25 protein-coding genes are annotated in these 22,716 nt (G+C 40.6%); 18 read left to right on the forward strand and 7 right to left on the reverse strand.

Annotated elements, in window-relative coordinates; translation table 11 throughout:
• Window positions 1–150 precede the first annotated feature (150 nt).
• The 6 genes from ACR1R9_RS09255 to ACR1R9_RS09280 all read left to right on the forward strand — a co-directional run bounded on the left by ACR1R9_RS09255 (window position 151) and on the right by ACR1R9_RS09280 (window position 5,116).
• Window positions 151–1,101: an LLM class oxidoreductase gene (locus ACR1R9_RS09255; protein ID WP_076289249.1), complete on the forward strand. Its 951-nt coding sequence runs from the start codon at window positions 151–153 to the stop codon at window positions 1,099–1,101.
• A gap of 66 nt (window positions 1,102–1,167) precedes the next feature.
• Window positions 1,168–1,389: a DUF896 domain-containing protein gene (locus ACR1R9_RS09260; RefSeq protein WP_076289250.1), complete on the forward strand. Its 222-nt coding sequence runs from the start codon at window positions 1,168–1,170 to the stop codon at window positions 1,387–1,389.
• A gap of 218 nt (window positions 1,390–1,607) precedes the next feature.
• Window positions 1,608–2,246 (forward strand): sugar O-acetyltransferase, encoded by a 639-nt coding sequence (locus ACR1R9_RS09265; RefSeq protein ID WP_433921259.1) that lies wholly within the window; start codon window positions 1,608–1,610, stop codon window positions 2,244–2,246.
• A gap of 270 nt (window positions 2,247–2,516) precedes the next feature.
• Window positions 2,517–2,768, forward strand: a complete 252-nt coding sequence (locus tag ACR1R9_RS09270; protein ID WP_163760630.1) for a ribbon-helix-helix domain-containing protein — start codon at window positions 2,517–2,519, stop codon at window positions 2,766–2,768.
• Window positions 2,765–3,916 carry a DNA polymerase III subunit beta gene (gene dnaN / locus ACR1R9_RS09275; RefSeq protein WP_433921258.1) on the forward strand — a complete coding sequence of 384 codons (1,152 nt, stop codon included), beginning with the start codon at window positions 2,765–2,767 and terminating at the stop codon, window positions 3,914–3,916. The genes ACR1R9_RS09270 and dnaN overlap by 4 nt, the downstream gene beginning before the upstream one ends.
• 375 nt (window positions 3,917–4,291) lie before the next feature.
• Complete coding sequence (locus ACR1R9_RS09280) at window positions 4,292–5,116, forward strand: histidine phosphatase family protein (RefSeq protein ID WP_433921257.1); 825 nt, start codon at window positions 4,292–4,294, stop codon at window positions 5,114–5,116.
• 109 nt (window positions 5,117–5,225) lie between these two features.
• Here the strand turns inward: ACR1R9_RS09280 and ACR1R9_RS09285 are convergent, their stop codons facing one another.
• Window positions 5,226–6,578: an MATE family efflux transporter gene (locus ACR1R9_RS09285; RefSeq protein ID WP_433921256.1), complete on the reverse strand. Its 1,353-nt coding sequence runs from the start codon at window positions 6,576–6,578 to the stop codon at window positions 5,226–5,228.
• 171 nt (window positions 6,579–6,749) lie between these two features.
• On the opposite strand from ACR1R9_RS09285, the gene ACR1R9_RS09290 reads away from it, so the two are divergent.
• From ACR1R9_RS09290 to ACR1R9_RS09310, 5 genes are all read left to right on the forward strand, one after another.
• Complete coding sequence (locus ACR1R9_RS09290) at window positions 6,750–7,430, forward strand: TetR/AcrR family transcriptional regulator (protein WP_076289252.1); 681 nt, start codon at window positions 6,750–6,752, stop codon at window positions 7,428–7,430.
• A gap of 273 nt (window positions 7,431–7,703) precedes the next feature.
• Window positions 7,704–8,594 carry an AraC family transcriptional regulator gene (locus ACR1R9_RS09295; RefSeq protein WP_076289253.1) on the forward strand — a complete coding sequence of 297 codons (891 nt, stop codon included), beginning with the start codon at window positions 7,704–7,706 and terminating at the stop codon, window positions 8,592–8,594.
• Window positions 8,595–8,750: 156 nt separating this feature from the next.
• Complete coding sequence (locus ACR1R9_RS09300) at window positions 8,751–9,815, forward strand: Gfo/Idh/MocA family protein (RefSeq protein ID WP_175382279.1); 1,065 nt, start codon at window positions 8,751–8,753, stop codon at window positions 9,813–9,815.
• A 332-nt stretch (window positions 9,816–10,147) separates the two neighbouring features.
• Window positions 10,148–10,642 carry an RNA polymerase sigma factor gene (locus tag ACR1R9_RS09305; protein WP_076289255.1) on the forward strand — a complete coding sequence of 165 codons (495 nt, stop codon included), beginning with the start codon at window positions 10,148–10,150 and terminating at the stop codon, window positions 10,640–10,642.
• On the forward strand, window positions 10,639–11,607 hold the full coding sequence (locus ACR1R9_RS09310; protein ID WP_433921255.1) for a hypothetical protein: 969 nt from the start codon (window positions 10,639–10,641) through the stop codon (window positions 11,605–11,607). The genes ACR1R9_RS09305 and ACR1R9_RS09310 overlap by 4 nt, the downstream gene beginning before the upstream one ends.
• 172 nt (window positions 11,608–11,779) lie before the next feature.
• Here the strand turns inward: ACR1R9_RS09310 and ACR1R9_RS09315 are convergent, their stop codons facing one another.
• Window positions 11,780–12,661: a LysR family transcriptional regulator gene (locus ACR1R9_RS09315; protein WP_433921254.1), complete on the reverse strand. Its 882-nt coding sequence runs from the start codon at window positions 12,659–12,661 to the stop codon at window positions 11,780–11,782.
• A 186-nt stretch (window positions 12,662–12,847) separates the two neighbouring features.
• On the opposite strand from ACR1R9_RS09315, the gene ACR1R9_RS09320 reads away from it, so the two are divergent.
• Entirely contained in the window at window positions 12,848–13,831 is a 984-nt protein-coding gene (locus ACR1R9_RS09320) for an aldo/keto reductase (RefSeq protein ID WP_433923744.1), read from the forward strand.
• A gap of 25 nt (window positions 13,832–13,856) precedes the next feature.
• Here the strand turns inward: ACR1R9_RS09320 and ACR1R9_RS09325 are convergent, their stop codons facing one another.
• Together ACR1R9_RS09325 and ACR1R9_RS09330 are read right to left on the reverse strand one after the other, a co-directional pair.
• The gene (locus ACR1R9_RS09325; protein WP_076289259.1) at window positions 13,857–14,438 is read right to left on the reverse strand and encodes a YdeI/OmpD-associated family protein; all 582 of its coding nucleotides are present in this window, start codon (window positions 14,436–14,438) and stop codon (window positions 13,857–13,859) included.
• Window positions 14,428–14,892, reverse strand: coding sequence for a VOC family protein (locus ACR1R9_RS09330; RefSeq protein WP_433921253.1), 465 nt, complete (start codon window positions 14,890–14,892; stop codon window positions 14,428–14,430). The genes ACR1R9_RS09325 and ACR1R9_RS09330 overlap by 11 nt, the downstream gene beginning before the upstream one ends.
• A gap of 109 nt (window positions 14,893–15,001) precedes the next feature.
• Between ACR1R9_RS09330 and ACR1R9_RS09335 the strand changes: the two genes are divergently transcribed.
• A complete protein-coding gene (locus ACR1R9_RS09335; RefSeq protein ID WP_433921252.1) occupies window positions 15,002–15,913 on the forward strand; it encodes a helix-turn-helix transcriptional regulator in 912 nt (303 codons plus the stop codon).
• Between the two features lie 80 nt (window positions 15,914–15,993).
• Entirely contained in the window at window positions 15,994–16,509 is a 516-nt protein-coding gene (locus ACR1R9_RS09340; RefSeq protein WP_076289262.1) for an AAA family ATPase, read from the forward strand.
• 59 nt (window positions 16,510–16,568) lie between these two features.
• Here ACR1R9_RS09340 and ACR1R9_RS09345 read toward each other — a convergent pair whose 3' ends face one another.
• Window positions 16,569–17,453 (reverse strand): LysR family transcriptional regulator, encoded by an 885-nt coding sequence (locus ACR1R9_RS09345; RefSeq protein WP_175382273.1) that lies wholly within the window; start codon window positions 17,451–17,453, stop codon window positions 16,569–16,571.
• Between the two features lie 161 nt (window positions 17,454–17,614).
• Between ACR1R9_RS09345 and ACR1R9_RS09350 the strand changes: the two genes are divergently transcribed.
• On the forward strand, window positions 17,615–18,358 hold the full coding sequence (locus tag ACR1R9_RS09350) for an acetoacetate decarboxylase (RefSeq protein ID WP_433921251.1): 744 nt from the start codon (window positions 17,615–17,617) through the stop codon (window positions 18,356–18,358).
• 43 nt (window positions 18,359–18,401) lie between these two features.
• Window positions 18,402–19,433: a ketopantoate reductase family protein gene (locus tag ACR1R9_RS09355; RefSeq protein ID WP_433921250.1), complete on the forward strand. Its 1,032-nt coding sequence runs from the start codon at window positions 18,402–18,404 to the stop codon at window positions 19,431–19,433.
• 192 nt (window positions 19,434–19,625) lie between these two features.
• Here the strand turns inward: ACR1R9_RS09355 and ACR1R9_RS09360 are convergent, their stop codons facing one another.
• Window positions 19,626–20,588 (reverse strand): helix-turn-helix transcriptional regulator, encoded by a 963-nt coding sequence (locus ACR1R9_RS09360; protein WP_433921249.1) that lies wholly within the window; start codon window positions 20,586–20,588, stop codon window positions 19,626–19,628.
• 107 nt (window positions 20,589–20,695) lie between these two features.
• On the opposite strand from ACR1R9_RS09360, the gene ACR1R9_RS09365 reads away from it, so the two are divergent.
• Together ACR1R9_RS09365 and ACR1R9_RS09370 are read left to right on the forward strand one after the other, a co-directional pair.
• Window positions 20,696–21,175 (forward strand): GyrI-like domain-containing protein, encoded by a 480-nt coding sequence (locus ACR1R9_RS09365; protein WP_433921248.1) that lies wholly within the window; start codon window positions 20,696–20,698, stop codon window positions 21,173–21,175.
• 19 nt (window positions 21,176–21,194) lie between these two features.
• Complete coding sequence (locus ACR1R9_RS09370; protein WP_433921247.1) at window positions 21,195–21,662, forward strand: phage tail protein; 468 nt, start codon at window positions 21,195–21,197, stop codon at window positions 21,660–21,662.
• Between the two features lie 87 nt (window positions 21,663–21,749).
• Here ACR1R9_RS09370 and ACR1R9_RS09375 read toward each other — a convergent pair whose 3' ends face one another.
• Window positions 21,750–22,625 (reverse strand): LysR family transcriptional regulator, encoded by an 876-nt coding sequence (locus ACR1R9_RS09375; RefSeq protein ID WP_433921246.1) that lies wholly within the window; start codon window positions 22,623–22,625, stop codon window positions 21,750–21,752.
• Window positions 22,626–22,716: the final 91 nt, after the last annotated feature.

A 22,716-nucleotide genomic window follows, 5' to 3' on the forward strand; every position in this document is an offset into this window, starting at 1 on the left:
AACGTGACAGTTCCCATTTGGTATAAAAAAGTATACAATATCACAAATTTTATCCTATAGAACAAAATTGTGCGTACTATTTTCTGAAGGTTATATGGTTTATCATTGCCTTTGCAACTGAATATTGGATATTTATGCGGAGGTCAGGAAATGAATAAATTTGAATCACATCTGGGCTATACAAACATGTTTAAAGAAGAGCAACTTACGCTCGGGATATATTTTCCGATAGAGTCTTATAAGGGTAGTATCCCGGAGATGCAGTTAGAGCAACAAATGCAATTGGCGAAAAAGGCAGAAGAAGCGCGCTTTGCTTCCTTATTCGTTAGAGATGTTCCTTTAAATGTTCCAAGCTTTGGGGATGTGGGACAAATATATGATCCATGGGTTTTTCTTGGTTACTTGGCAGCTCATACGAAAAAGATTTCATTGGGTACCGGAAGTATGATCACCACACTACGCCATCCGTTGCATGTAGCAAAAGCAGCAGCTTCTGTTGATCGAATTTCCGGAAAACGTCTTGTGCTGGGCGTTGCTACGGGGGATCGTCCTAGCGAATTTTCGGCATTTTCAGTGGACCGAGAACAACGTGGTGAATTATTTCAAGAATCTTTGCAAGTCATGAGAAAAGTCTGGAATGAAGATTTCCCGGTAATTCATTCACCAAGCCTTAACCTTCAGGGTGGCGATTTATTACCCAAACCGGAATTAAAGGATATTCCTATTTTGGTAACAGGCCATTCTTCGCAGACACCGGAATGGATAGCAAAACACAGTGATGGCTGGCTGTATTACCCACGAAATATCATTGATCAAGCATCACTTATTCAACAATGGCGTACATTAACGGATGAATTTAAGCCTTTTAATCAGTCGTTATATATCGATTTATCAGAAAATCCAGATGAAGATCCAACTCCTATTCACTTAGGGTTTAGGAGCGGATATAAATTTTTAATTGAATACCTCAATGCTTTAAAAGGAATCGGTGTGAATCATCTTGCATTTAACTTGAAATATGGAACACGTCCGGTTGACGAGGTGATTCAAGAATTAGGGGAGGAAGTGGTTCCATATTTTCCGGCGTTATCTAATAAATAGGTGCAATGTATGCATTTCGGTGCTAGACTACCAGTAAGATTAATTGTAAAGAAGGAGAGGAAAAGGATGATTAAACATTTAGGTCGCATTAATGAATTGGCGAAAAAAGAGCGTGAAGAAGGTTTGACCAATGCGGAACGAGTTGAACAACAAGTATTACGAGAAGACTATTTACGGGAAATTCGTGGGCAAGTTCTAAACACTTTCTCAGTGCTTACCATACTCGATCCAGATGGAAATGATGTAACACCGGATAAAGTACGAAACGAAAAGGGAATCAGTTTGTAGGGGAAATAAACGTTGTTGGAAGAACGAAAAGCCTCCGAGTATTCATTGACAGAAATGGTGTGTATAAATACACTTGTTTTGTAGTGGATTTCGTAGGATGCTTTTTGCACACTTTATAAATATTCATTATAAAGGTATTGTATAAAGTGTGTTTTATTATTTATCTTAGCAGTTTGATTGTTTCATGTATCGCAGTATTTATAACAGGAGTTGATAACATGACTGAAGAAGAACGAATTTTTAATGGGATCTTATTTAGCCCGGGCCATCCTGACCTTAAGGCGATTAAGCTTCGCTCTCACAATCTTAGTAGTCAATATAGTCGTACTTTTGAGGATCAAACGGAAGAACGCGAAGCATTACTCATGCAGATTCTGGGTCGAAAAGGAGAGCGTTGTTTTATACAAGGCCCCATTTTCTTTCATTATGGCGTTCACACAGAAATCGGTAACCATTTTTTTGCGAACTACAATCTGACCGTCCAGGATGATGCTAAGGTTACCATTGGTGATCACGTCAGCTTTGGACCTAATGTGACCATTGTTACACCGGTTCACCCATTCATTGCTTCAGAACGTCGACAAATGCTGGACCAAAACGGGGAACCTAAGTCGCTCTGTTATGCTAAACCTGTCACCATCGGAAATGATGTTTGGATTTCGGCTAACGTCACCGTATGCGGCGGTGTTACCATTGGCGACGGATGCGTCATTGGTGCTGGAAGTGTAGTGACCCAAGATATCCCTGAAGGATCTTTTGCAGCGGGTGTACCCTGCAGAGTCATCCGCCCCATCACAGAATCGGACAGCATGCGTTATAAACCAGAGATTCTTGCCGATTGCAGCGTAATTGAATAAAAGTGCTTAACGGTTTGTGTGTTTTTAGTTGAAAAAGCAGTTCGTATGATGTGTCACATTATTTTGGATAATAGATTTTCCCATTGAAAGTCGCTAAGCAGCGGCTTTTTTTTTAGGTTGTAAGTTCTTGTTTCATTCCAGGCTAAGGTCCTTGTAGCAATTCCTGATTCGATGAGTATTCACTCAGTGGCAGCGTATAGATATATGTGGTAAAATGTGATTATGGAGAATTGATTTGAGTAACCTAATTCAATGGAGTTGATATATAAGATGGAGGACAAACAATTTAAGATTGGTCTTTCTAAGAAAGACGGTCAGCTCGGCTTCGTTTTTACCCGTGGAGGGCCGCGTGAGGGGGCAGGAAGAAAGGGAATCGGCGTGACAAAGAAGGTTTCCTTAACTCTAACTGAAGATATCTGGGAAGAAGTTGATCGTGAGTGTGAAGATCTAGAGATCTCTCGGTCTTCATTTCTAAGAAATTTGATTGAGGCCTATTACAACGCTAATAAGAAAGACAGGTGAATAAGTTGTTAGTACACTTATCAAGAAATCTACTATCTAAGTCTATTCAACATGTCTTTAAGGCTTTATCGAATAATAGTACGGGTGTCTTGTCCGGGCTGTACATATATGCAGGAAGCAAAGAGGTTGTTTTTAGCGGTAGTAATGCCAGTCTAACGGTTCAGCATAGGGCTTGTATTACTGATAATAACAAGATTCATATTGTTAAGCAGGGGAGCATTGTCTGCCCAGCCAAGTATCTATATGAAATCATTCGTAAATTGAATGATGGAAATGTGGTCTTGGAGGTGAACGAGCAACTTATACTAAGTATTACTTCTGGGAACACACGTGTTTGCCTGAGCGGAATGTCACCCATTGACCACCCATTTATCCCTACAACATATCATCAATACACAGGTAAAAGCATAGATGTATCGTCCAGCTTATTAAAGTCTTTGATTAAACAGGTAGCCGGGGCAGTTTCAACATCTGAGGCGAAACCGATTTTGACGGGAGTATCGCTGGAAGTTCAAGGAAATCAGCTTACTATGATTGCTACAGACGGGGTTATAAGAATGGCCTCACGGTCAATTTATATTGAGAACGAAAGGGGATTTTTCGGAAGTGCAGTAATTCCTGGTGTTAACTTAATGGAAATCGTCAAACTGCTGGACGATGAAGGCGACGGAATGGTAACTATACAACTTAGCCATCATGAGATCAGATTTATAACGCAAAATCACATTATTGAATCGGTGTTAATCGAAGGTTTATACCCATCAACCAGAAATCTTGTTCCAACCACTTATGTCTCCGAGATTATCTTGAATGTCAAATCATTTAGGCAAGTGATTGACCGCGTATTTGTGTTGGCTGATCATCATTTAATTACGATACATGTTTCAGAGAAGGGGTTGGAGCTTATATCAAGTGCGTCCGAAATTGGTGATGTACGAGATGAGCTTCTTTTAGAAGACAAGAACGGAGAAAATTTTAGCATTTCGATAAATGGCAAGTATCTTATAAGTACATTACGGTGTATTGAATCAGATAACATCCGAATACGTTATGCTGGTACAAAAAGTCCGCTTGTTTTGCTTCCAGCTTCGGACAATAGCACATGGCTGTTCTTGTTAACTCCTGTTATGACAAAGGATAAACGATAGCTTTAAAAATATTATTTAAGTGATCGAGTAAAGACCGCTTGGTCTTCTAGAGAATTACACTGAAGAAAATGAAAGCGTTGACATTTGTTGTAGAGCATGATAATTTCATAACTATAATCTTAATGCTTTGACAGGGATGTAACCTCAATAGGGCATAACCTGGTATGTGGTTGTGAAGAATGATAAGTTTATAACTAAAACTAAATACCTTTTACAGGGATGTAACCTTAGTAGGGCATAACCTGATCTGATATGAAGCGCACTGATTTTAATTGTGCTTTATTGGATCAGGTTTTTTTGTTGAGATTGTGAGCGACTTCAGTAATTTAGAAGTCTTCATAATAAATATAAAGAACATAAATTGGGGGTAAGAAAATGAAAAAGAATCTTATTTTTAGCTTATTAATGATTATGATGGTGTTCAATTTAGCAGCTTGTGTAAGCTCAAATCAAAATGCAAGTGGAAATTCCGATGAGGATAATCAAGTAGCAGAAGAGCAAAAAGAACCAGGGAAAGTGACGATCTACCTTGTTCGTCATGGTAAAACCATTTTAAACAATACTGACCGGGCGCAAGGTTGGGCTGACGGCCCACTTATACCTGAAGGTGAAGAATTAATCAAAAATGTAGGGAAGGGACTTAGTGCAATACCATTTACTGCTGCTTACTCAAGCGATAGTGGTAGAGCTATACAAACAGCAAACTTGATCCTCGGTGCTAATCAAACCGAGGCAAAAAACTTAGAGTTAATTCAAAAACAAGGAATTCGTGAAGGATATTTTGGAAGTTATGAAGGAGAAAAGAATGAAGTTATGTGGGGAGATGCTGCTAAACACTTGGGTTTCGAAAGCCAAGAAGAACTTTTAGCTAGCGGTGGTAATATTATCGAAAAGATAATGAATGCCGTTTCAGAAATTGATCCTTCTGGAGAAGCAGAAAGTTATGAGGAATTAAACGAGAGAGCTTTCAGCGAATTTAAATTAATTGCAGATGAGGCTTATCAAAATGGTGGTGGGGACGTATTAGTGGTATCACATGGAATAACAATGGGAACAATACTTGCCCAAATTGATCTTAATAAAGTACCAGCCGCAGGTTTTGCTAATGGCAGTGTTACAAAGTTTGAGTATGATGGGAAATATTGGAACGTCTTAGAAGTAAATGAATTGAAGTATGTAGAAGAAGGAAAATCTAAATAAAAAATTAGTGCGGTCTTGGATCGTCATCCGTAATATTGAAAACGTCCAATTTCTTTCAAAAAGAAATTGGACGTTTAAGTCTGAACATAACTTGCGTATTAACTATTTTCTAATGCACTAGATTCTCTAGATCTGGCTGCAATTTGTTGCGAAGAGTATACAGCATGATGGCTCCAACAAGAAACGCGACGACATCCGCAATGACGAGTGACCATACAACCCCGTGGAAGCCATTCAATCGGTTCGCGATATAGAGTACAGGAATCAGAGTAATTCCTTGAATGACTGACATAACAAACGCGGCCGTTCCTTGCGCAGTTGCTTGGAAGATCCCCACAAACAACGAGGTCATTCCTGTAATGAACAAGGATAGGAACGTCACATGCAGAATGTAGCTACCCATTTCAATTAATTGCGGGTCATTCGTAAATAAACCAATTAAGTGGTCGGAAATCAAATAGACGACAACGCCGAACACAACAGCTAACGCCAAAATTGCTTTGATCGTAAATCCAATGGTATGCTTCATGCGTAATTTATCCGCTGTAAAAGAGAAGGCAATCAATGGCACAACTCCCTCACATAAGCCCATCAGAATAAACTCAGGAAATTGTAACAAGCGTGATGAAATTCCGTACCCCGCTATGGCCTGATCTCCATATTCGACAAGAAAATGGTTCAAAATGAGCGACATTGCACCCAAGAAGATACTCATGATAAAGACGGGAACTCCGATTTTGAAAACATTACTCATAATTTCCTTGGAAGCCTTGAACCATTTTACGGAGACAGTCAAGAATTGGCTTTTATACCCCATATGGAATGCGTAAAAAACACTGGCAACCAAGTTAGAAATGACCGTTGCAGAAGCAACGCCGATTATACCCCAATGGAAGATGAAGATGACGATTGCATCAAGAATAATATTTACAACCACACTGAGAATCATACCGATCATGGATGTGATTGCCGCACCTTCCGAGCGCACGATGTTCTCCAGCGTGAAGAATAATATGACGAAAGGTGAACCTATAAGCATAATCGTGACATAGTCTTTTGTAAATCCGAAGGATTCAGGCGTTGCTCCTAAGCTATGAACAATTGGGTCGATCAGCGGGAGGCCGATGGCCATTACGATAAGTCCAAGAACTAAACTGCTGTAAAAGGCGAATGAAGAAACATGTTTTAGATCCTCATATCTTTTTTCTCCTAACAAACGAGAGATGAATGTACCGCTACCCATACCAATCAAGTTGCCGAGCGCCATAATCACTGCGAATAATGGCAAGGTTAGCGCAAGTGCGGTTAACATGGCAGTATTGCCCAATGTACCAAGGAAAAAGGCGTTCAGGATAGAATAGATGACACTCATCGACGTACCTAACATCATCGGTACAGCGAAGTGAGCTACGGCTTTTGCGATCGGTGCTTTTTCAAAATAATGGAGGTTTTCTGCATCCATGTGTGAGTCACTACTTTCTTCATTTATTTTTTGAAATGATTTGGAATTCAAATGCTATTCCAGCTTTCAATCTAACAGTGTTAGTTTGTGCCTTACAGTGTTAGATGGTATCATGAACTTATGAACCTGTAAAGCATAATCTTACACTGTTAGATAAAAGGGCGGATACGGATGAAAAAACAACAGCCTCAGATTTCGGAGGATAAGATTTTGGAAGCCTCTTGGGAGCTTCTTGGGCATGAAGGTATTGAGAAATTCAGTATGAGGCGATTGGCCGATCGGCTGGGTATTCAGGCTCCTTCTCTGTACTGGTACTTTAAGAGCAAGCAGCATCTCTACCAGCATCTGGCCAACCAGATATCGAAAATGATCCTGAATGAATTCCAATCCGATGGGGACTGGAAGGTGCAAATGGAGGGCCTTGCGATATCGATACGGAGTGTACTCCGCCGTTATCCCTGCTCCACGCAGCTTATGATGCAGACGCTGCCACATGAGCCGGACATGATTCGCTTCACCAACCGTATGCTTCTCTGCATGGAATCGACGCCACTTGAGCAAGAACAGAAATTGCAAGCCGTTCTTACGCTTGTGAACTATGTTTTCTTCTTTGTTCTGGATAATTATGAGCATCAGCGCACAGTATCCGTAATGATTAAGGATCAGGGAGAGCTTCCGGGCGGGGAGATGATTCAGCTCTTGGACTCCATGAGCGAGACAGAAGCAGGGTTGTTCCGAAGAATGCACAAGAGCGGGCTGTTTGAGATGATGGGGAGCGACGGAGCGTTTGAGTTCGGCTTGAAGCTGATTTTGTCGGGAATTGAACAGGTGATACAGGAACAAGGGAATTAGAATGTAAACAAAACCGTACATCCGGATATCGGATGTGCGGTTTTTGAAAAAAGGCTTGTTGTTAATCTTCCACTGTTACCTTCAAAATCGAATGGATGAGGCAAGATTACTTAGCAACAATTGTTATGAGAAAAACGTTTATAAACATATCCTTTTGAATTATTATTGGATCTACAGAGAATGAAAATAAGGAATTAGCACAGGAGGTTTTTGCGAAAACGGTTACATAATATATATTGAATGCAACACATATAAGGAGGACAGCTAGCGTACATGAGTTTATATCTGGAGATCCCGGAACTTGACAAACGACTCCCATTTCGAAGCTTTATTCACAAAGGGGATGTGCTCTGTTATCCTCACTGGCATAAGGAAATTGAAATTATTTATGTTACCCAGGGAAGCCTGGATTTGGGGTTGAATGACAATGTAATCCGTCTGAAGCAGGGGGAAGTCCAATTCATTAATGGCGGTGACGTCCACTTTTTTTTGTCATCGCCTGATAGTGAGCGAATTGTTATTCAATTTGACCTGAACCTGTTCCAAGACGTATCCACACTAATTTACGATGATCGATCGCTTCGTGACATTTTTACTCAAATAGAGCAATCTAGCAGGAACTGGCCTCGTGAAACGGCAACCAAGCTTCTTCCTCTTCTGCAAAACATAAGCACAGAAGATTACGAGCGCAAAGAGGGCTATGCATATATGATCAAGGCCAAACTTTATGAAATGTTGACTTTTATTCTAAGAGAAGTACCAAGGGGGAGTGAGAAACATCGACCACAAATCTCGGAAAATATCCTGACTCCGACCAAAGAAATGCTATTAAAGCTGGAACGAATTTTTGAATATGTAGAAAGCCATTATCAGGAATCAATTATACTAAAAGACGTTGCCGACTATATAGGGTTCAGTCCTTATTATTTCACTAAGTTTTTCAAGAAAAATACAGGAATGACCTTTGTAACTTTTCTAAATGAATATCGACTTAATAAAGCGAAATGGATTTTGCTCAATGAAAACTATTCGATTACCGAAATAGCAGAGCAAGCCGGATTCAATAGCGTTAAGACATTTCATCACTTCTTCAAGGAAGCGACGGGGACATCGCCTTTAAAGTATCGCATGACAATATCCGGGAATAAAACAGCAAGAAAATAGGAAGATAGTCTTTTATGAGACTTGTATGATAAGGGTATTAAACAGTTGAGGTGCTATACATCTTGCATAAATCAAGGTCGCAGCCACTCATCTTTTTTACATAAAGTTTGCTGTGAGAAATCTAACATGTAGGCATATTCAAAAAGGGAAAGGACGATGAAGATGAATAACCGAATTTATAATATAGCAATTGTTGGCTTTGGAGGGATGGGCAGCTATCATTGCCAGTTAATTGAGCCTGTATCACAGATTTCGGTAATTGGGGTATACGATACTGTTGAATATCGAATGGAATTGGGAAAGGAAGCCGGCTATAAAACATACGCAAATCTGGATGCTGTGCTAACAGATGATCTGGTGGATATCGTTTTAATTGCTACGCCTAATGATGTTCACAAAGAAATAGCAATTCAAGCTCTGCAGGCTGGAAAACATGTGATTTGCGAAAAACCGGTTACAATAACCAGCAAGGATTTTAATGATATCGTTAAGGTAGCGAACGAGGAGAAACGTGTGTTTACGGTCCATCAAAATCGTCGCTGGGATGAAGATTTCCGGACTGCCAAGGACATCATCGATAAAAAGAAATTTGGAGAGCTGTTCCATTTGGAATCCCGGGTTCAAGGAGCCAACGGCATCCCTGGCGATTGGCGCCAGCTGAAGGATTACGGTGGAGGTATGCTGCTGGATTGGGGCGTGCATTTGCTGGACCAATTGCTACAGATTACAGATAGTCAAATTGAAAGTGTTGCGGCTAATTTAAGTTATATTTTGGGAACTGAAGTGGATGATGGTTTTACGAGTTATATAACGTTTAAAGATGGCCTGACAGCACTCATTGAAGTGGGAACAACCAATTATGTGAAGTTACCGAGATGGTATCTCAAAGGAACGGAAGGTACAGCAGTGATTAGGGACTGGGATTTAAGTGGAGAGATTATCACTCGAAATCCGGATGTTGCTCATATAGAGCCGAAACCTATCCAAGCGGGACAGGGATTGACCAAAACGATGGCACCGCCGTCCGAACAGTCCACGCTAAAGTTTGCGATAGAAAAGCCGGACTTGGATGAGCAAAGCTTCTATGAAAATTTTGTCTCTGTACTCGAAGGGAAATCTGAAATTGCAATTAAGAATGATGAAGTTCATAGAGTACTTGTACTGATTGAGACCATTTTTGAGGCAGCAGAGACCAGAAGTGTGATCCATAGAAGTATTTAACACGCTTTCTGTTATTGCTGTAACTACCATAGATGCGTTAAATCGTGTAAGCCGTCATTATGACGGCTTTTTTGTCTGTCTACATTTTCTGTAAGTTTAATCTTTGCGAAAAGAAGCACCGCTCTATGATGAATCCCACTCGGATTTTAATCGTCAAAGTCGCTATTTTAGCGGATTTTTATTATTTTTTTTACAAATCTATATCCGTCCTTGAGAACAAAAGGTTGATCTGGTCATTCGTTTGAAAAATATCTAAATATTAAATTTACAACAAAATGTGACCAAATACCGTCCTTGAGAGTGTTAGAGATATAAAGGAGGGCAGAACAACCATGCAGCGATCAATGCCCCAACGGGGAGATCATATGATGAAAGTCTATGAGACTTACGCGGATACGCTGTTCCGGATTGCCATGGTGCACCTCGGCAGGAGAGAGGACGCGGAGGAAGCCACTCAGGATACCTTCATCAAGTTAATGGAAAAAGCCCCTACGTTCAACGATGCAGAACATCAGAAAGCATGGTTGATCCGGGTCATCACCAATCATTGTAAATCCTTATTAGGCAGAGGCTGGCGCAAACGAGAGGTCAAGCTGGAGGGAGCAGATCCCCTTACGACAGACGACCCCGAAGATCAGGCACTGATTGAACTCGTGCTGTCACTGCCCGTCAAGTATAGATCGGTGGTTCATTTGTACTATTACGAAGATTATCCGATCCGGGAAATCGGCGAGATTCTGCAGATCAGCGAGTCTGCAGTGAAGATGCGATTGAAGCGGGGAAGACAGCTGTTAAAACTGGAGCTGGAAGGAGAAGAACCCCAATGAACGAGGAACAATTCAAACGAAATTATAAGAAAGCGGTGGACCAAATGAAAACAAATGACCAAATGAAAAAACGGATAGAGCAAACCTTGAACACACAACGTCATGAACAAAAGCGCCGGCGAAAACCTCTATACATTGCAGCGAGCGTCGTCATTGCTGCCAGTGTTGGACTTGCGGCGCCAAGCATATGGCAGCAAGTGAGTGGACCGACTGCGCCAGCGACGCAGGTGACTCAGGTCACTCCGGACCCGTCATTCGACCAGGTGGAGATTCCGAAGACAGAGCTGCCGGATTCCAAGAATGGCGTGAAAGCCGATATGCTTCAACTGGTGGTTTATCAGGGCAATGTCTATACACAGTCTGCTACATCACTTGACGGTGCGGATGCGCTTGCCCTGCGAGGCGAGAAGCTCGGTACTACGACCGGGGGCATTCATGAGCTGAGCGACAAGGGGGAGTACACGGAGCTGGCCTCCAACATTGGAGAAGCAGACATCTATGCGGTCAACGGCTATGACACGAAATTCCGCATCATGTCCTACACCGAGATCAATGGTCAGGGGTATGCCCAACTGTTTGACCAGAGCAACGGCATCACTATCGGCAACGGTGAAGACCTGATCGGCAAGCTTCACCTCGAAGGCAACGTCACTTCGGCGCAGTGGGAGACCTTCGCCAGCTGGAACAACGGCTTGCAGCAGCTGCAGCCGCTTGCAGCGGACAAATCGCTGAATAGCTTTATCTCAGCGCTATACGCTGCCAAACCGGTAGCGACAAGCCCTGAACTGGAGGAGCGCCTATACGGGCAGGAAGATCGCAAGATCATCTACCTGACGCTCGAAGATAAGACGCAGGTCCAATTAGTCCTATTTGGGGAAGGTCTGGTGCGTTATGGCAATGTACCGGTATTCTTCGAAATCGAGAAAGGCGCCTTCCAAGCGTTCTGGAACAGCCTGGGCAAGTAAGGCGAAGCCAGCGATGGATGAACATTTGGATTAGGGAGATGACTTCATGCTGAATCCAAAAATACCGGAGAAGGTCACTTAACTGTTAAGATGAATTAAGATCGTAAAAGCCCACGTATTGCTCAATTTGGAGCAGTACGTGGGCTTTGGGTTATTTAAATAATCATGGAGATTAAGTTTGATAGCTATCTTTTATAAACTGAATAAAGTGTGCAGTAGCTGAACTGAATATTTTATTCTTTTTCCATGCGAGTACATGGCTAGTGGTTCGTTCAGGTTCAAATGGAACAAAACAAGTACGACTACTTTCCCGGATCGTATAAGATCCACTCACACAAATGGCATATCCAAGTTTCCGTTCTACCAACAGCATAGCATTCGTCAGTAAATTATGTGATGCAAAAATTGACAGGCTATCATTCTCAACTCCAAGCCAGCTTGCAATCTCATTTTGTACAATTGTACGTCGGGGTGGAATTAAGGGTAAAGCAAGAATATCTTCAATACCAATAGATTTTTTCTGAGCAAGAGGATCATCACGTCTCATCAGAATCCCCCACTTTTCCTCATAGGGTAATCGAATATATTCATATTTTGCAGCTTCAATTGGTTCCAAAAATATACCGATATCGATATTTCCTCGATCAAGTTTCTCTCTAATGTCATCTCCGTCTGCGCTGTACAATTCATATTGTACCCTAGGGTGCCGATTGGAGAATTCCTCTAGTAATTCTGGCAACGCTCTAGAAACGGTGGACTCAACACATCCAATAGAAACAACCCCACCAATCAAATCTTTTTGTTCTGCCAGATCTCTTTCTGTCTTATCTAGAAGGGAAATAATTTCTTTTACTCGTTGTTGAAAAAGTAACCCACTATCGGTCAGCGTAATTTGCCTCTTGCCCCGTATAAACAAACGAGTACCCAGCTCTTCTTCAAGATCCATAAGCTGTCTGCTTAGTGTTGGTTGTGTAATGTGAAGGATTTCTGCTGCTTTTGTTATATTGCCTACGTTAGACACAGTTAAAAAATACTTCAAAACACGAATATCCATTCTAATCATCCTTCCATAAGTCCACTAATGGATAACTTACAGATAATTATACGATACACATTAGGCATGATAAAACATTCATCATAGGTATTAGAAATCTTTCGCTTTGGAAATTACCATAGGAGTAGATACTCTTATACAAATTTATGAGACTGATAAAAAATACGGTTAAGAAAGGAAACGATGATGAAGAAAAGAATTTTGGGAATCAACGGTTTGGAAACCTCTGAAGTTGGATTTGGATGTATGGGGCTGAACTACCATCGGGGACCGGCAAAAGACCGGGGTGAAATGATTTCCGTTGTACACTCAGCTATTGATGCTGGCATCACGATGTTTGATACAGCGGAGGTTTATGGGCCATACACCAATGAGGAGCTTGTTGGTGAGGCGCTAACAGGTCATCGGCATAAGGTACAAATTGCAACGAAAGGAGGCCATAAGATTGCTAGCACAACAAATGAACTGGACAGCCGACCAGAATCCATTATTCGTTCAGTTGAAGGATCATTAAAAAGATTAAAAACGGATTATATCGATTTATACTACATCCACCGTGTTGATCCAAAGGTTCCAATTGAAGATGTGGCGTTGACGATGCAAAAACTAAAAAAAGAAGGTAAGATTCTTCACTGGGGGTTGTCAGAGGCGAGCGCTGCAACGATTCGTCGTGCGCATACCGTTGAACCACTAACGGCAGTGGAAAGTGAATACTCGATTTGGTGGCGAGAGTTGGAAACAGATATTTTTCCTGTACTCGATGAGTTGGGGATCGGTTTGGTAGCCTATAGTCCCCTGGGTCGTGGATTTCTTACCGGAAAATTAGACAAGAATGCTTCATTCACAGAGAATGACAATAGGGGCGAGCTTCCGCGATTTACAAAGGAAGCGATGGAAGCAAATCAGGTGGTTGTTCAGTATCTGAGTAAGCTGGCTGAGAAAAAAAATGTAACCACAGCGCAAATTACGCTAGCATGGATTCTTGCTCAGAAACCCTCTATTGTGCCTATCCCAGGGACAACAAATGTCAGTAGAATCACAGAAAATGTTGCAGCAACCGAGATCGTCTTCACCGTGCAAGAATTGATGACAATTAATGATGAGATTAGCAAGATCCAAATTGTTGGTGACCGCTATCCCGAATCCGAGAAGAAAAAGACAGGCAATTAAAAGGTAAACACCTCACCTTGAATATTCAAGGTGAGGTGTTTTGGTCATAAAGGCGTCCATTGTCATTCCAATTGCCATACATTTTATTTTGTTTGGTGTTTGTTATAAATTTATCTAATCTTTTGTTAAATAACTCAGGTTGATTTTTATAGCTTTGGATGGTGTCGATTCGAATTCTTTTATAAAGATCTGGGAATGCCGCAAAATTCTGATACACATCCGTGTCCTCTTTTAACCTCTGCTCAATAATAGGGTCAATTTTAAATGATTCGTAACTGAGATCAGGGAGAGCCTTTCGACCTTCATCTGTCATTAATCCCAACGATTCAAGGCGACGGGCTCGTTCTTTATTCAATTCAGTCCACGAACTTTTTTTGCTTCTCGGAGATAGTCTTTGAGCTAATTGAGTCAGGGAAATTTTCTTTTTTTGTCCATCAATCCATCCAAAACACAAGGCTTCTTCAACAGCATCCAGATACAACAGCGTACCTGGTGTTGATTTCATACTCACAACGATCCAGCAAGAATTTTCAGTCAGGTAATGTTCTTGAAACCAAGATCTCAATTCGCTTTTTGACTTTGCTGGAAGCAGTTCATTAAGTAGCATTAGAAATTACGCTATCCAGGAATGTGTAAGCGTCGCTATTAAACTTCCAAACGATACCAAATTTATCAACCAACATTCCGAAGCAGGAAGACCAAGGCATCTCTGATAATGGCATGATCACATAGCCGCCTTCAGACAAATTAGTAAAGTAGTTTTTCATTGCCTGTTTATCATCAATAATGATACTAATGATTATATTGCTGCCTTTAACCAGCTCACCCGTTACATTCTTCATCGAAGGAAGAAGATCCGACATCATTATTTTCCCACCAGCGAATTCTAACAATGACTCCATAATCATATTTAACTCATTTTCTGGTAAAGGATAGTTTGGATCTTGTGGAAAATCCTTGAATTTCACTTTTTTTACCTCACTTGCGTTTAAAGCTTCTGAATAAAACGCGATGGCTTGCTCAGTGTTCCCATCAAAATTTAAATATGCAATAACTGACATGATAAAACCTCCTTCTTGTAATACATGAAGTGTAAGCTATAATAGGTGACAGCTAGATTGTCACCTATTATAGCTACGTTCAAAATTTATTTACCTAAAGAGGACTATCATGAACAAAATTGAAAGATTAATATCGATCATAATGATCTTGTTGCAAAAGAATGTGGTATCAGCCACCGAATTTGCGAAATTATTCAATGTGTCCAAAAGGACGATTCTACGTGATATGGAAACACTCGGATTATCTAACATTCCCATTTATGCTATAAATGGAGTGAACGGTGGATACGGGATTATGGATGAATACAAAATAGACAAACGACTTTTAAGTAGCAAAGATTTAGAAAATATACTAACTGCACTGGGTGGATTGGGAAAAATTCTCTTTAGTGACGAAATAGAATCAACGCTTAAAAAGATTGAATCGATGATAGGTTCAACGATTTCAGGAGGTACAATTCAACTGTCTTTTTATAATTGGGATGGTCGTCCTGAAATTGTCCAAATCTTAAAGACCTGCCAGGAAGCAATAGAGCAAGGAAGGTTACTTACATTCGATTATATAGATCAAAGTGGAGTCAAGTCGCAGAGACGGGTCGAGCCATACCAGCTTCGTTTTAGTGAAATGAGTTGGTATTTGAAGGGGTTTTGTTTAGATCGAATGGAATATCGAACTTTTAAATTGTCTAGAACGGATAATCTGAATATCGATATTAAAACATTTGTTGCTAGAGATTATATGACTGAACAGAAAACAGAGCAATATTATAAACCGAAACTAATTACAATTAAAGTATTGATCTCACATCGAATAAAAGATCAATTTATTGAAAGGTACGGTCACAAAAGGATTGAAGCTTACAATTCTGAACTCCTTATAGCCGAAATAGATATGCCACAAAACCACTTTGGATTTCGGTTTTTAGCTAGTTTCGGGACGGATTTGGAAATCATAGAACCTAAAGCATATGTTGAAGAGTTTCGAGAGTTTCTAAATGCTATGTTAAATAAATATTCCTAAGAGCTCATTCTTATTTATGTTGAGTGTTTCTGCTTTGTATAGGGTTGTTTCTTTTTATGAAAAGAAGGAGGTACTTAGTTATGGAAAAAGCGATCTACTTAATTACAGGCGTAATGGCTTCTGGTAAGTCAACAGTGTCGGAGCTGCTGGCTTCCAAGCTGGGAAAAGCCGTGCATCTGCGTGGTGATATATTCCGTCGCATGATTGTATCCGGCCGCGAAGACATGTCCGCTGAACCGTCGGATGAAGCAGTCCGTCAATTATATTTGCGTTATCAGTTAGCCGCAAATGCCGCAAAAACCTATTATGAGAATGGTTTTTCTGTAGTTTTGCAGGATAATTACTATGGTGCGGAATTAGTCTATATGATGGAGCAGTTAAAGGATTATCCGGTTCAGTTAGTTGTGCTGTGTCCTAAGGTAGAGGTGGTAAAAGAGCGTGAAAAGTCAAGAGGAAAGGTAGGGTACACTGGCTTTACGGTAGAGAATTTGTATTCAGACTTTTTGAAGGAAACGCCTCAAATGGGATTTTGGCTGGACAGTTCGGAGCAGTCACCTGAGCAATCAGTGAATGATATATTACAGCACTATAGATGAAAACCAATGACTAATTTCAAGTCGCAAAAAGTCACAGAATGCTCCGTATGTGTAGTTTTTCAAACTTTGTACAATGCGTAATGATCATTAAAATATGCAATAATAAAGTCCCGGAAATTTTGGGCCGAAGTAGTCAAATGTCTATCCTTCACCCAAGATAGTCCCACTGGATAGGTAGGATTAATATCCACAATTCTGACGTAAATCAAATCCAATTTTCTACAGACCGAAATTGGGAGCAGCGCGATACCCTGATTAACCTTAATAATTTCTGCCAGTAAATGAGAATCAACCTCGAATATATTCTTGGGAGTGAATCCTGCTTTTTTGCAAAGCTCGGTTGTAAAAAAGCTATATTCCTCATTATTAGCAAGGGAAATAAAAGATTCATCAGCCACTTTGCTTAGCGAAATTTCAGATTTTGTCGCAAACTTGTGAGTGGATGGTAAAACTAGCACGATATCTTCATTAATAAGGACACAACTTTCAATCTCATCGTCCGCTATAGGTGGACCTGCGATCCCCAAATCAATATCCCCTTTTTTTAAGCTTGCAAGGATGTCATTTCTAGCTCCGAGTCCTTGTTGTATATTGGTATCCGGCCACTGGGTAATGTACCTGCTGATCAATCCAGATAGGAATCTAGGATTTGAAATCGATATTTTGACGGTATGGTCAATTGCCATATCCTTCGTCTGTATTTCCATTCTTGCATTTTCAATTTCGGTGAAGATCCTGTTGACATGGTTCAAGAGGATTTTTCCGGAAGCATTCAATTGAATATTTCTTCCTTTCCGATCAAATAAGGTTGTACCCAACTCATCCTCAAGTCTCTTTATCGTCAGGCTTAAAGAAGGCTGAGCAATATTTAATTGTTCGGCAGCCTTAGAAATATGTTCTGTATAAGCGACGGTCTGAAAATATTTCAACTGAAGCAGCTCCACTATAGTGCACCTCCTATATTTATTATAATAAATGAGTTTATATATTATCATGTATTAGATTAAATGTAAATTGAGATGTAAAATGGGTTTTGTAATCATCATTTCGATAGAGAAATCAGACAACAGAATGAAGAAATTAGAGATCGGAAGGTGTCGTTCAGATGAGAAAGGAAGAAGTGGTTAAGCAATTTACAACTCCGCTGGATGCAGGGGCATTTCCTTTGGGGCCATATCGTTTTTATAATCGCGAATATCTGAACATTTTATATAGGACTGATCTGGAAAGCATAAGAAAAATCGTTCCGGAGCCATTGGAGGTTACCTCTCCGCTTGTAAGGTTTGAGATTATGAAAATGCCGGATGTAACAGGCCTTGGTTCCTATACAGAGTGTGGTCAGGTGATACCTGTGAGCTTTGAAGGGGAGGAAGGAGATTATCTCCACGCCATGTACGTAGACAGTTTTCCTGCAATCGCATCAGGCAGGGAGATAGGTGCCTATCCTAAAAAAATGGGCAAACCCAGTTTGTATGTAGATTCCGACACATTGGTTGGACTTATGGATTATGGCTCTTTGAGAGTGGCTACCGCGACCATGGGATATAAGCATTTTCCACTTGATCATTCGGAGGCGCTACAAGAGATTGTTAAACCAAATTATATGCTGAAAAAGATGCCTGGTTATGACGGATATCCAAGAATCTGTGAATTGGTCCGAAGCCAAATTACGGATATTAAAATACAAGGTGCCTGGTCAGGCCCTGCAAGACTGGAGCTATTCGCTCATGCTCTTGCGCCGATGGCAGATTTGCCTGTACTTGAGGTTGTTTCGGCTTCCCATATCATCACAGAGCTTTCACTGCCTTCTCCAACAGTTATATATGATTATTTGGCTGATGAAAAATAAACGTCATTAAAAGCAATCAAAAAGAAAAGGTAGGGGAATTCATATGAGAATTGCAATTTTAGGAGCAGGTTCCTTAGGAACCATTGCTGGTGCATATATAGCTACCGGCGGACAAGATGTAGAGTTGATCGATGTCTATCAAGCACATGTGGACGCATTAAACCAGACAGGGGCCCAAATTACTGGTACTACGGATTTTCAGGCAAAGGTGAAGGCCATTACTCCTGACGACATGTCAGGAACTTATGATCTAGTCTTGCTTCTAACTAAACAGCTATATAACGAGTCCGTTCTAAAAGATCTGTTGCCGTATTTAGATGACCAAAGTGTTGTGCTTTCCTTGCAAAACGGTATCCCTGAAGAAAAGGTGGCTTCCATTGTTGGCCGAGAACGGGTCATTGCCGGATCTGTTGAATTTGGTGCTACGTTTATTGAACCGGGAGTATCAAGACTTACAACAGAGTTCAATCGCTTTAAGCAGTACGCTTTTCAAATTGGCGAATTAAATGGTGAAACAACCGAAAGAATTCAACAGATCAAATCTATACTAGACCTTGTGGGTGGAACACATATTTCCGATAACCTGGTGGGCACGAAGTGGTCTAAATTGCTTATTAACAATGCATTTAGCGGTCTATCTGCAGCACTAAACGTGGAGTATGGCGTTGTGCTTGATCATGATATTAGTATTGTAAGTGCCGTCCGTATTGCCGATGAAACAATCAAAGTTGGACACGCAAATGGTGTGAAATTTGCCACGATGGGTGGCTTTGATATTGAATCTTTGGAAATACAAAGTGATAAGGATATCCCGGAACGAATTGAAACACTTCGGATTCTCATGGAGTCCTCCAGACTGTTAAAAGCAAGTATGCTACAGGATCTCGAAAAGCAACGACAGACCGAAATTGATTATATCAATGGAGTAGTTCCACGGTCAGCTTCAGGCAAACAAATCTCAACACCTTATAATGATATGGTTGTAAGATTAGTTAAACAAGCTGAAGAATCTCAAACTGTGCCTGATTTCGAGACTAATATTAAGTGCTTTGAAGAGCTTAACAATAACAGATGATATAAGCGATTTGTAGATCGCCAGAAAACGTGTTGAGGAGATAATTCCTCAATGCGTTTTTTTATCGCTAAACGTTTCCTTAAAGCTTAGGTCAATTGGGATAATGTCCCATAGTAGATCTCAGTAGAAACAGCAGATAATAAAAAGCAAGATCAAGTTCAAAGTTATTTGGGTTTAACTATCCACTACTACTTATGGGCAAAATAAGCTTAATCTCTCTTGTACAACTGCTAAAATTTCTTCTGGCATCTCCTTAACCTGGATATCTCCACCTAAGAAAAGCAACCAATTGGTTATTTCGGTTAATTCTTCTGCATGATGAACTTTAATAAACGTCTTTATCACGGCTGTAGTTTGGTAAGGGTTCGTATAAGAAAGTGAAAGCTTTAAAGGATGGTATTTCTTGAACTGTGCAATCGCCTTTGGACCAAGTTCAAGGACAAGGTTGATCATTTCTTCCTGCTTACTTAATCTTTCTAAAATCTTTTTCTTACTTACCTTTTTCTTCGTAGGAAAGGGTTCAATATGGGTGAGATTGTCGACAGATAAAATCCGTCTCTTTTCTTCCTCTAAGTCGAAGCCTTCAATGATCCATAGGCTTTTTTCGCGATAAAGGTGTAGAAGATAAATGGGGTACGACTTTATTTCCCTTTCTTCTTGGACGGTAACCAACAAAGAGCTTTCTATTAGAAGAAGCTGAATGAGTTTTTCCAACATAGGGTGGGGCAGGTCAGACAGATCAAGCAAGTCGGGATTATGGGGGTTGGTCCCTTCAAAAAGCAATATTTGATTTAAAAGAACAAGGTCATCTTGCTGATTTTCGGAGATGAGGCCCAGTAACTTTTCGGTTAAAGACTGACGGCTCTTTAAATAAGGGAGTTGTTGATTTCGGGTTGCCATAAAGGCGAGGAAAAGAGCTTTAATTTCATTATCCGTAAAGCGGACCGTGGGCAGGACAGAGTTGTTCATGACAAAATAACCCCCATCCCTTCCAACTTCAGCGACAAGTGGCATACCCATAGCTTCAATTTCTCGGATATCTCGAATAGCAGTCGAACGAGAGATGTTAAATTCCCGCATGATTTCAGAAATGGTAAAGTGAGCACGGTTGTTAATATATCTCATGATGATATTAATCCGTTCAACTTTTTTCATGGTTTCCTCCTAAACAGTATCATAATTTGACAGGATTTAAGGTTATTATAAACCCATCAAGTGAAAAGACAAATGCATTGATAAATTTAAAGAGGATGGTGTTACGAATGAGTAATTATAATTTTGAAGAAAAAGACAGCTTTATCGTTTTGGGTATTGGAACGGAGCTTAAGAGCAACTACACAGACTATGCTGGTATTAACAAAGAAAAGGCTGATTTTTGGTCGGCTGTGAAAGAAGATGGAAGTCTGGACTCTTTAAAAGCAATAGCGACAAATGACTATATTTTTGCCGTGAACGAAGCGGTGAATAACAAGATGATGCATTATGCTGGCGTCATGACAGAAGAAACACTGCCAGAAGCAACCAGAGTGATCCAATTCCCTAAAGGTGAGTACCTTGTCGTTAAAGGGGAGGGGGCAACATCTGATGAGTTAAGTAATAACCTTACTGGCGTTGCTTTTGGTCAAGTCCTTCCAACGGAAACGAATTATGCTTATGTCGGTGGGCCAAATACTACGGTTGAGATGGGACAACGAAACGGCTTGGTATTTGGTGAAATATGGATTCCTGTTGTTAAGAAATAAACTTGAAGGAGAGATCGGAATGTCGTCGTATATCGTTGATTTTAAAAATGTGTCTACGGTCGGATTAGAGTCGTCACCAGTAGCAGCAGCGCTTGCAGGTTTGCGTGCGAATGAGGCCCGTTATTTTATGAACAAATATAAGCATGAATTTACGGTTGTTCCTGCTAGCGAAAGTCAGGACACCCTTGACTATGTAACACGAATTTTGAAGGAAGAACGTGATATTGAGTTTGCAGCCAAGTCCTTGGAAACATCAGCTTTTCAAGTAGAAAACATTCGATTTTCCTACGTCTTTTATGAAGATGGTCTTGGACTCAATGTCATGTATACGGTGGATGACCCTAAGAAGCGGGCCGTGGGTTTTAAGCTTTCTGAGGGGATGGAAGTTCCAGCGGAGTTGGAAGGCAAGTTTAAGTTTGCCAGACAGAAATCTAAGTTAGCTGGAACCATTCGGGGCTCATTTTTTGTAATCAAGAGAGAGTATTGAAGTGGGCAAAAGCGCATGTGGGTAAAGCAGAGCATAGCCCCATTGAAAGTCGCTGGTTTAGCGGCTTTTTTTGCTTTATCGGTGCAGCTAGCTTTGGAGAATTTCTTTCTTAGTTTCATCTAAAAAAGCAGATAGCGCCGGTGTAATGAGGGTGTCTTTTCGTTTAACAAACATGGTCGTTACTGAAGAATACTTCTCCGGTAAGGAGTGGCAGGTTACCTTGTCACTTACTTCATAATCCGCAATGATGGAATAAGGAAGTAAAGTAATACCCATACCTGCACTAACACAAGCAATTATCGTTTCGAGGGTTCCAAATTCCATTAATTTCACAGGCAATAATCCTTCTTCTTGTAAGAGAGTGTTAAGCTTGGCTCGGTATGAACATCCTTTGGGAAAAACCAGCATCGTATGATTTTGTAACTCATGAATCGATTGTATCCGGGGATGCTTGGGTGAAGTAACAAGAACAAGCCTCTCTTCAATGACTTTATCTTGCGTGAGATATGGGTGTTCTATCGGACCGGAAACAAAAGCTCCATGCAGTTCATAATGTAGGACTCCATGAAGCAGCCTTTCTGTTGGCCCTGTAACTAAAGAAAAATCTACATTCGGATATTTCAAATGATATTGCGCGAAAACGGAAGGCAGCCGGACTGCTGCAGTTGTTTCCATAGAACCGATAATGAGAGGACCTGAAGGAGTGGAGCTGCTTCCTACGGCGGCTTTGGCTTCGTTAATGGTATTTAGAATCTTTTCGGCGTAACCTACTAAAACTTGTCCAGAAGGAGTAAGCGTAACTCCCTTTTTGTGACGGTAAAATAAGACGGTCTGAAGATCGGCCTCTAACTGTTGAATTTTGTGTGTAACATTGGATTGAGCATAATTTAGTTTTTTTGCTGTTTTGGAAATACTTCCTTCATGAGCGGTTTGGATGAAAATCTCCAGCAAGTGAATATCCAAGTTGACCCTCCTTTAGAAAACAATCTATCTGAAATCATGATATATAACATCTGATTTACGGATTATACAAGATGGATAAACTCAATGTAAA

It is taken from the genome of Paenibacillus taichungensis (genome assembly GCF_050994985.1).
Lineage (GTDB): Bacteria > Bacillota > Bacilli > Paenibacillales > Paenibacillaceae > Paenibacillus > Paenibacillus taichungensis.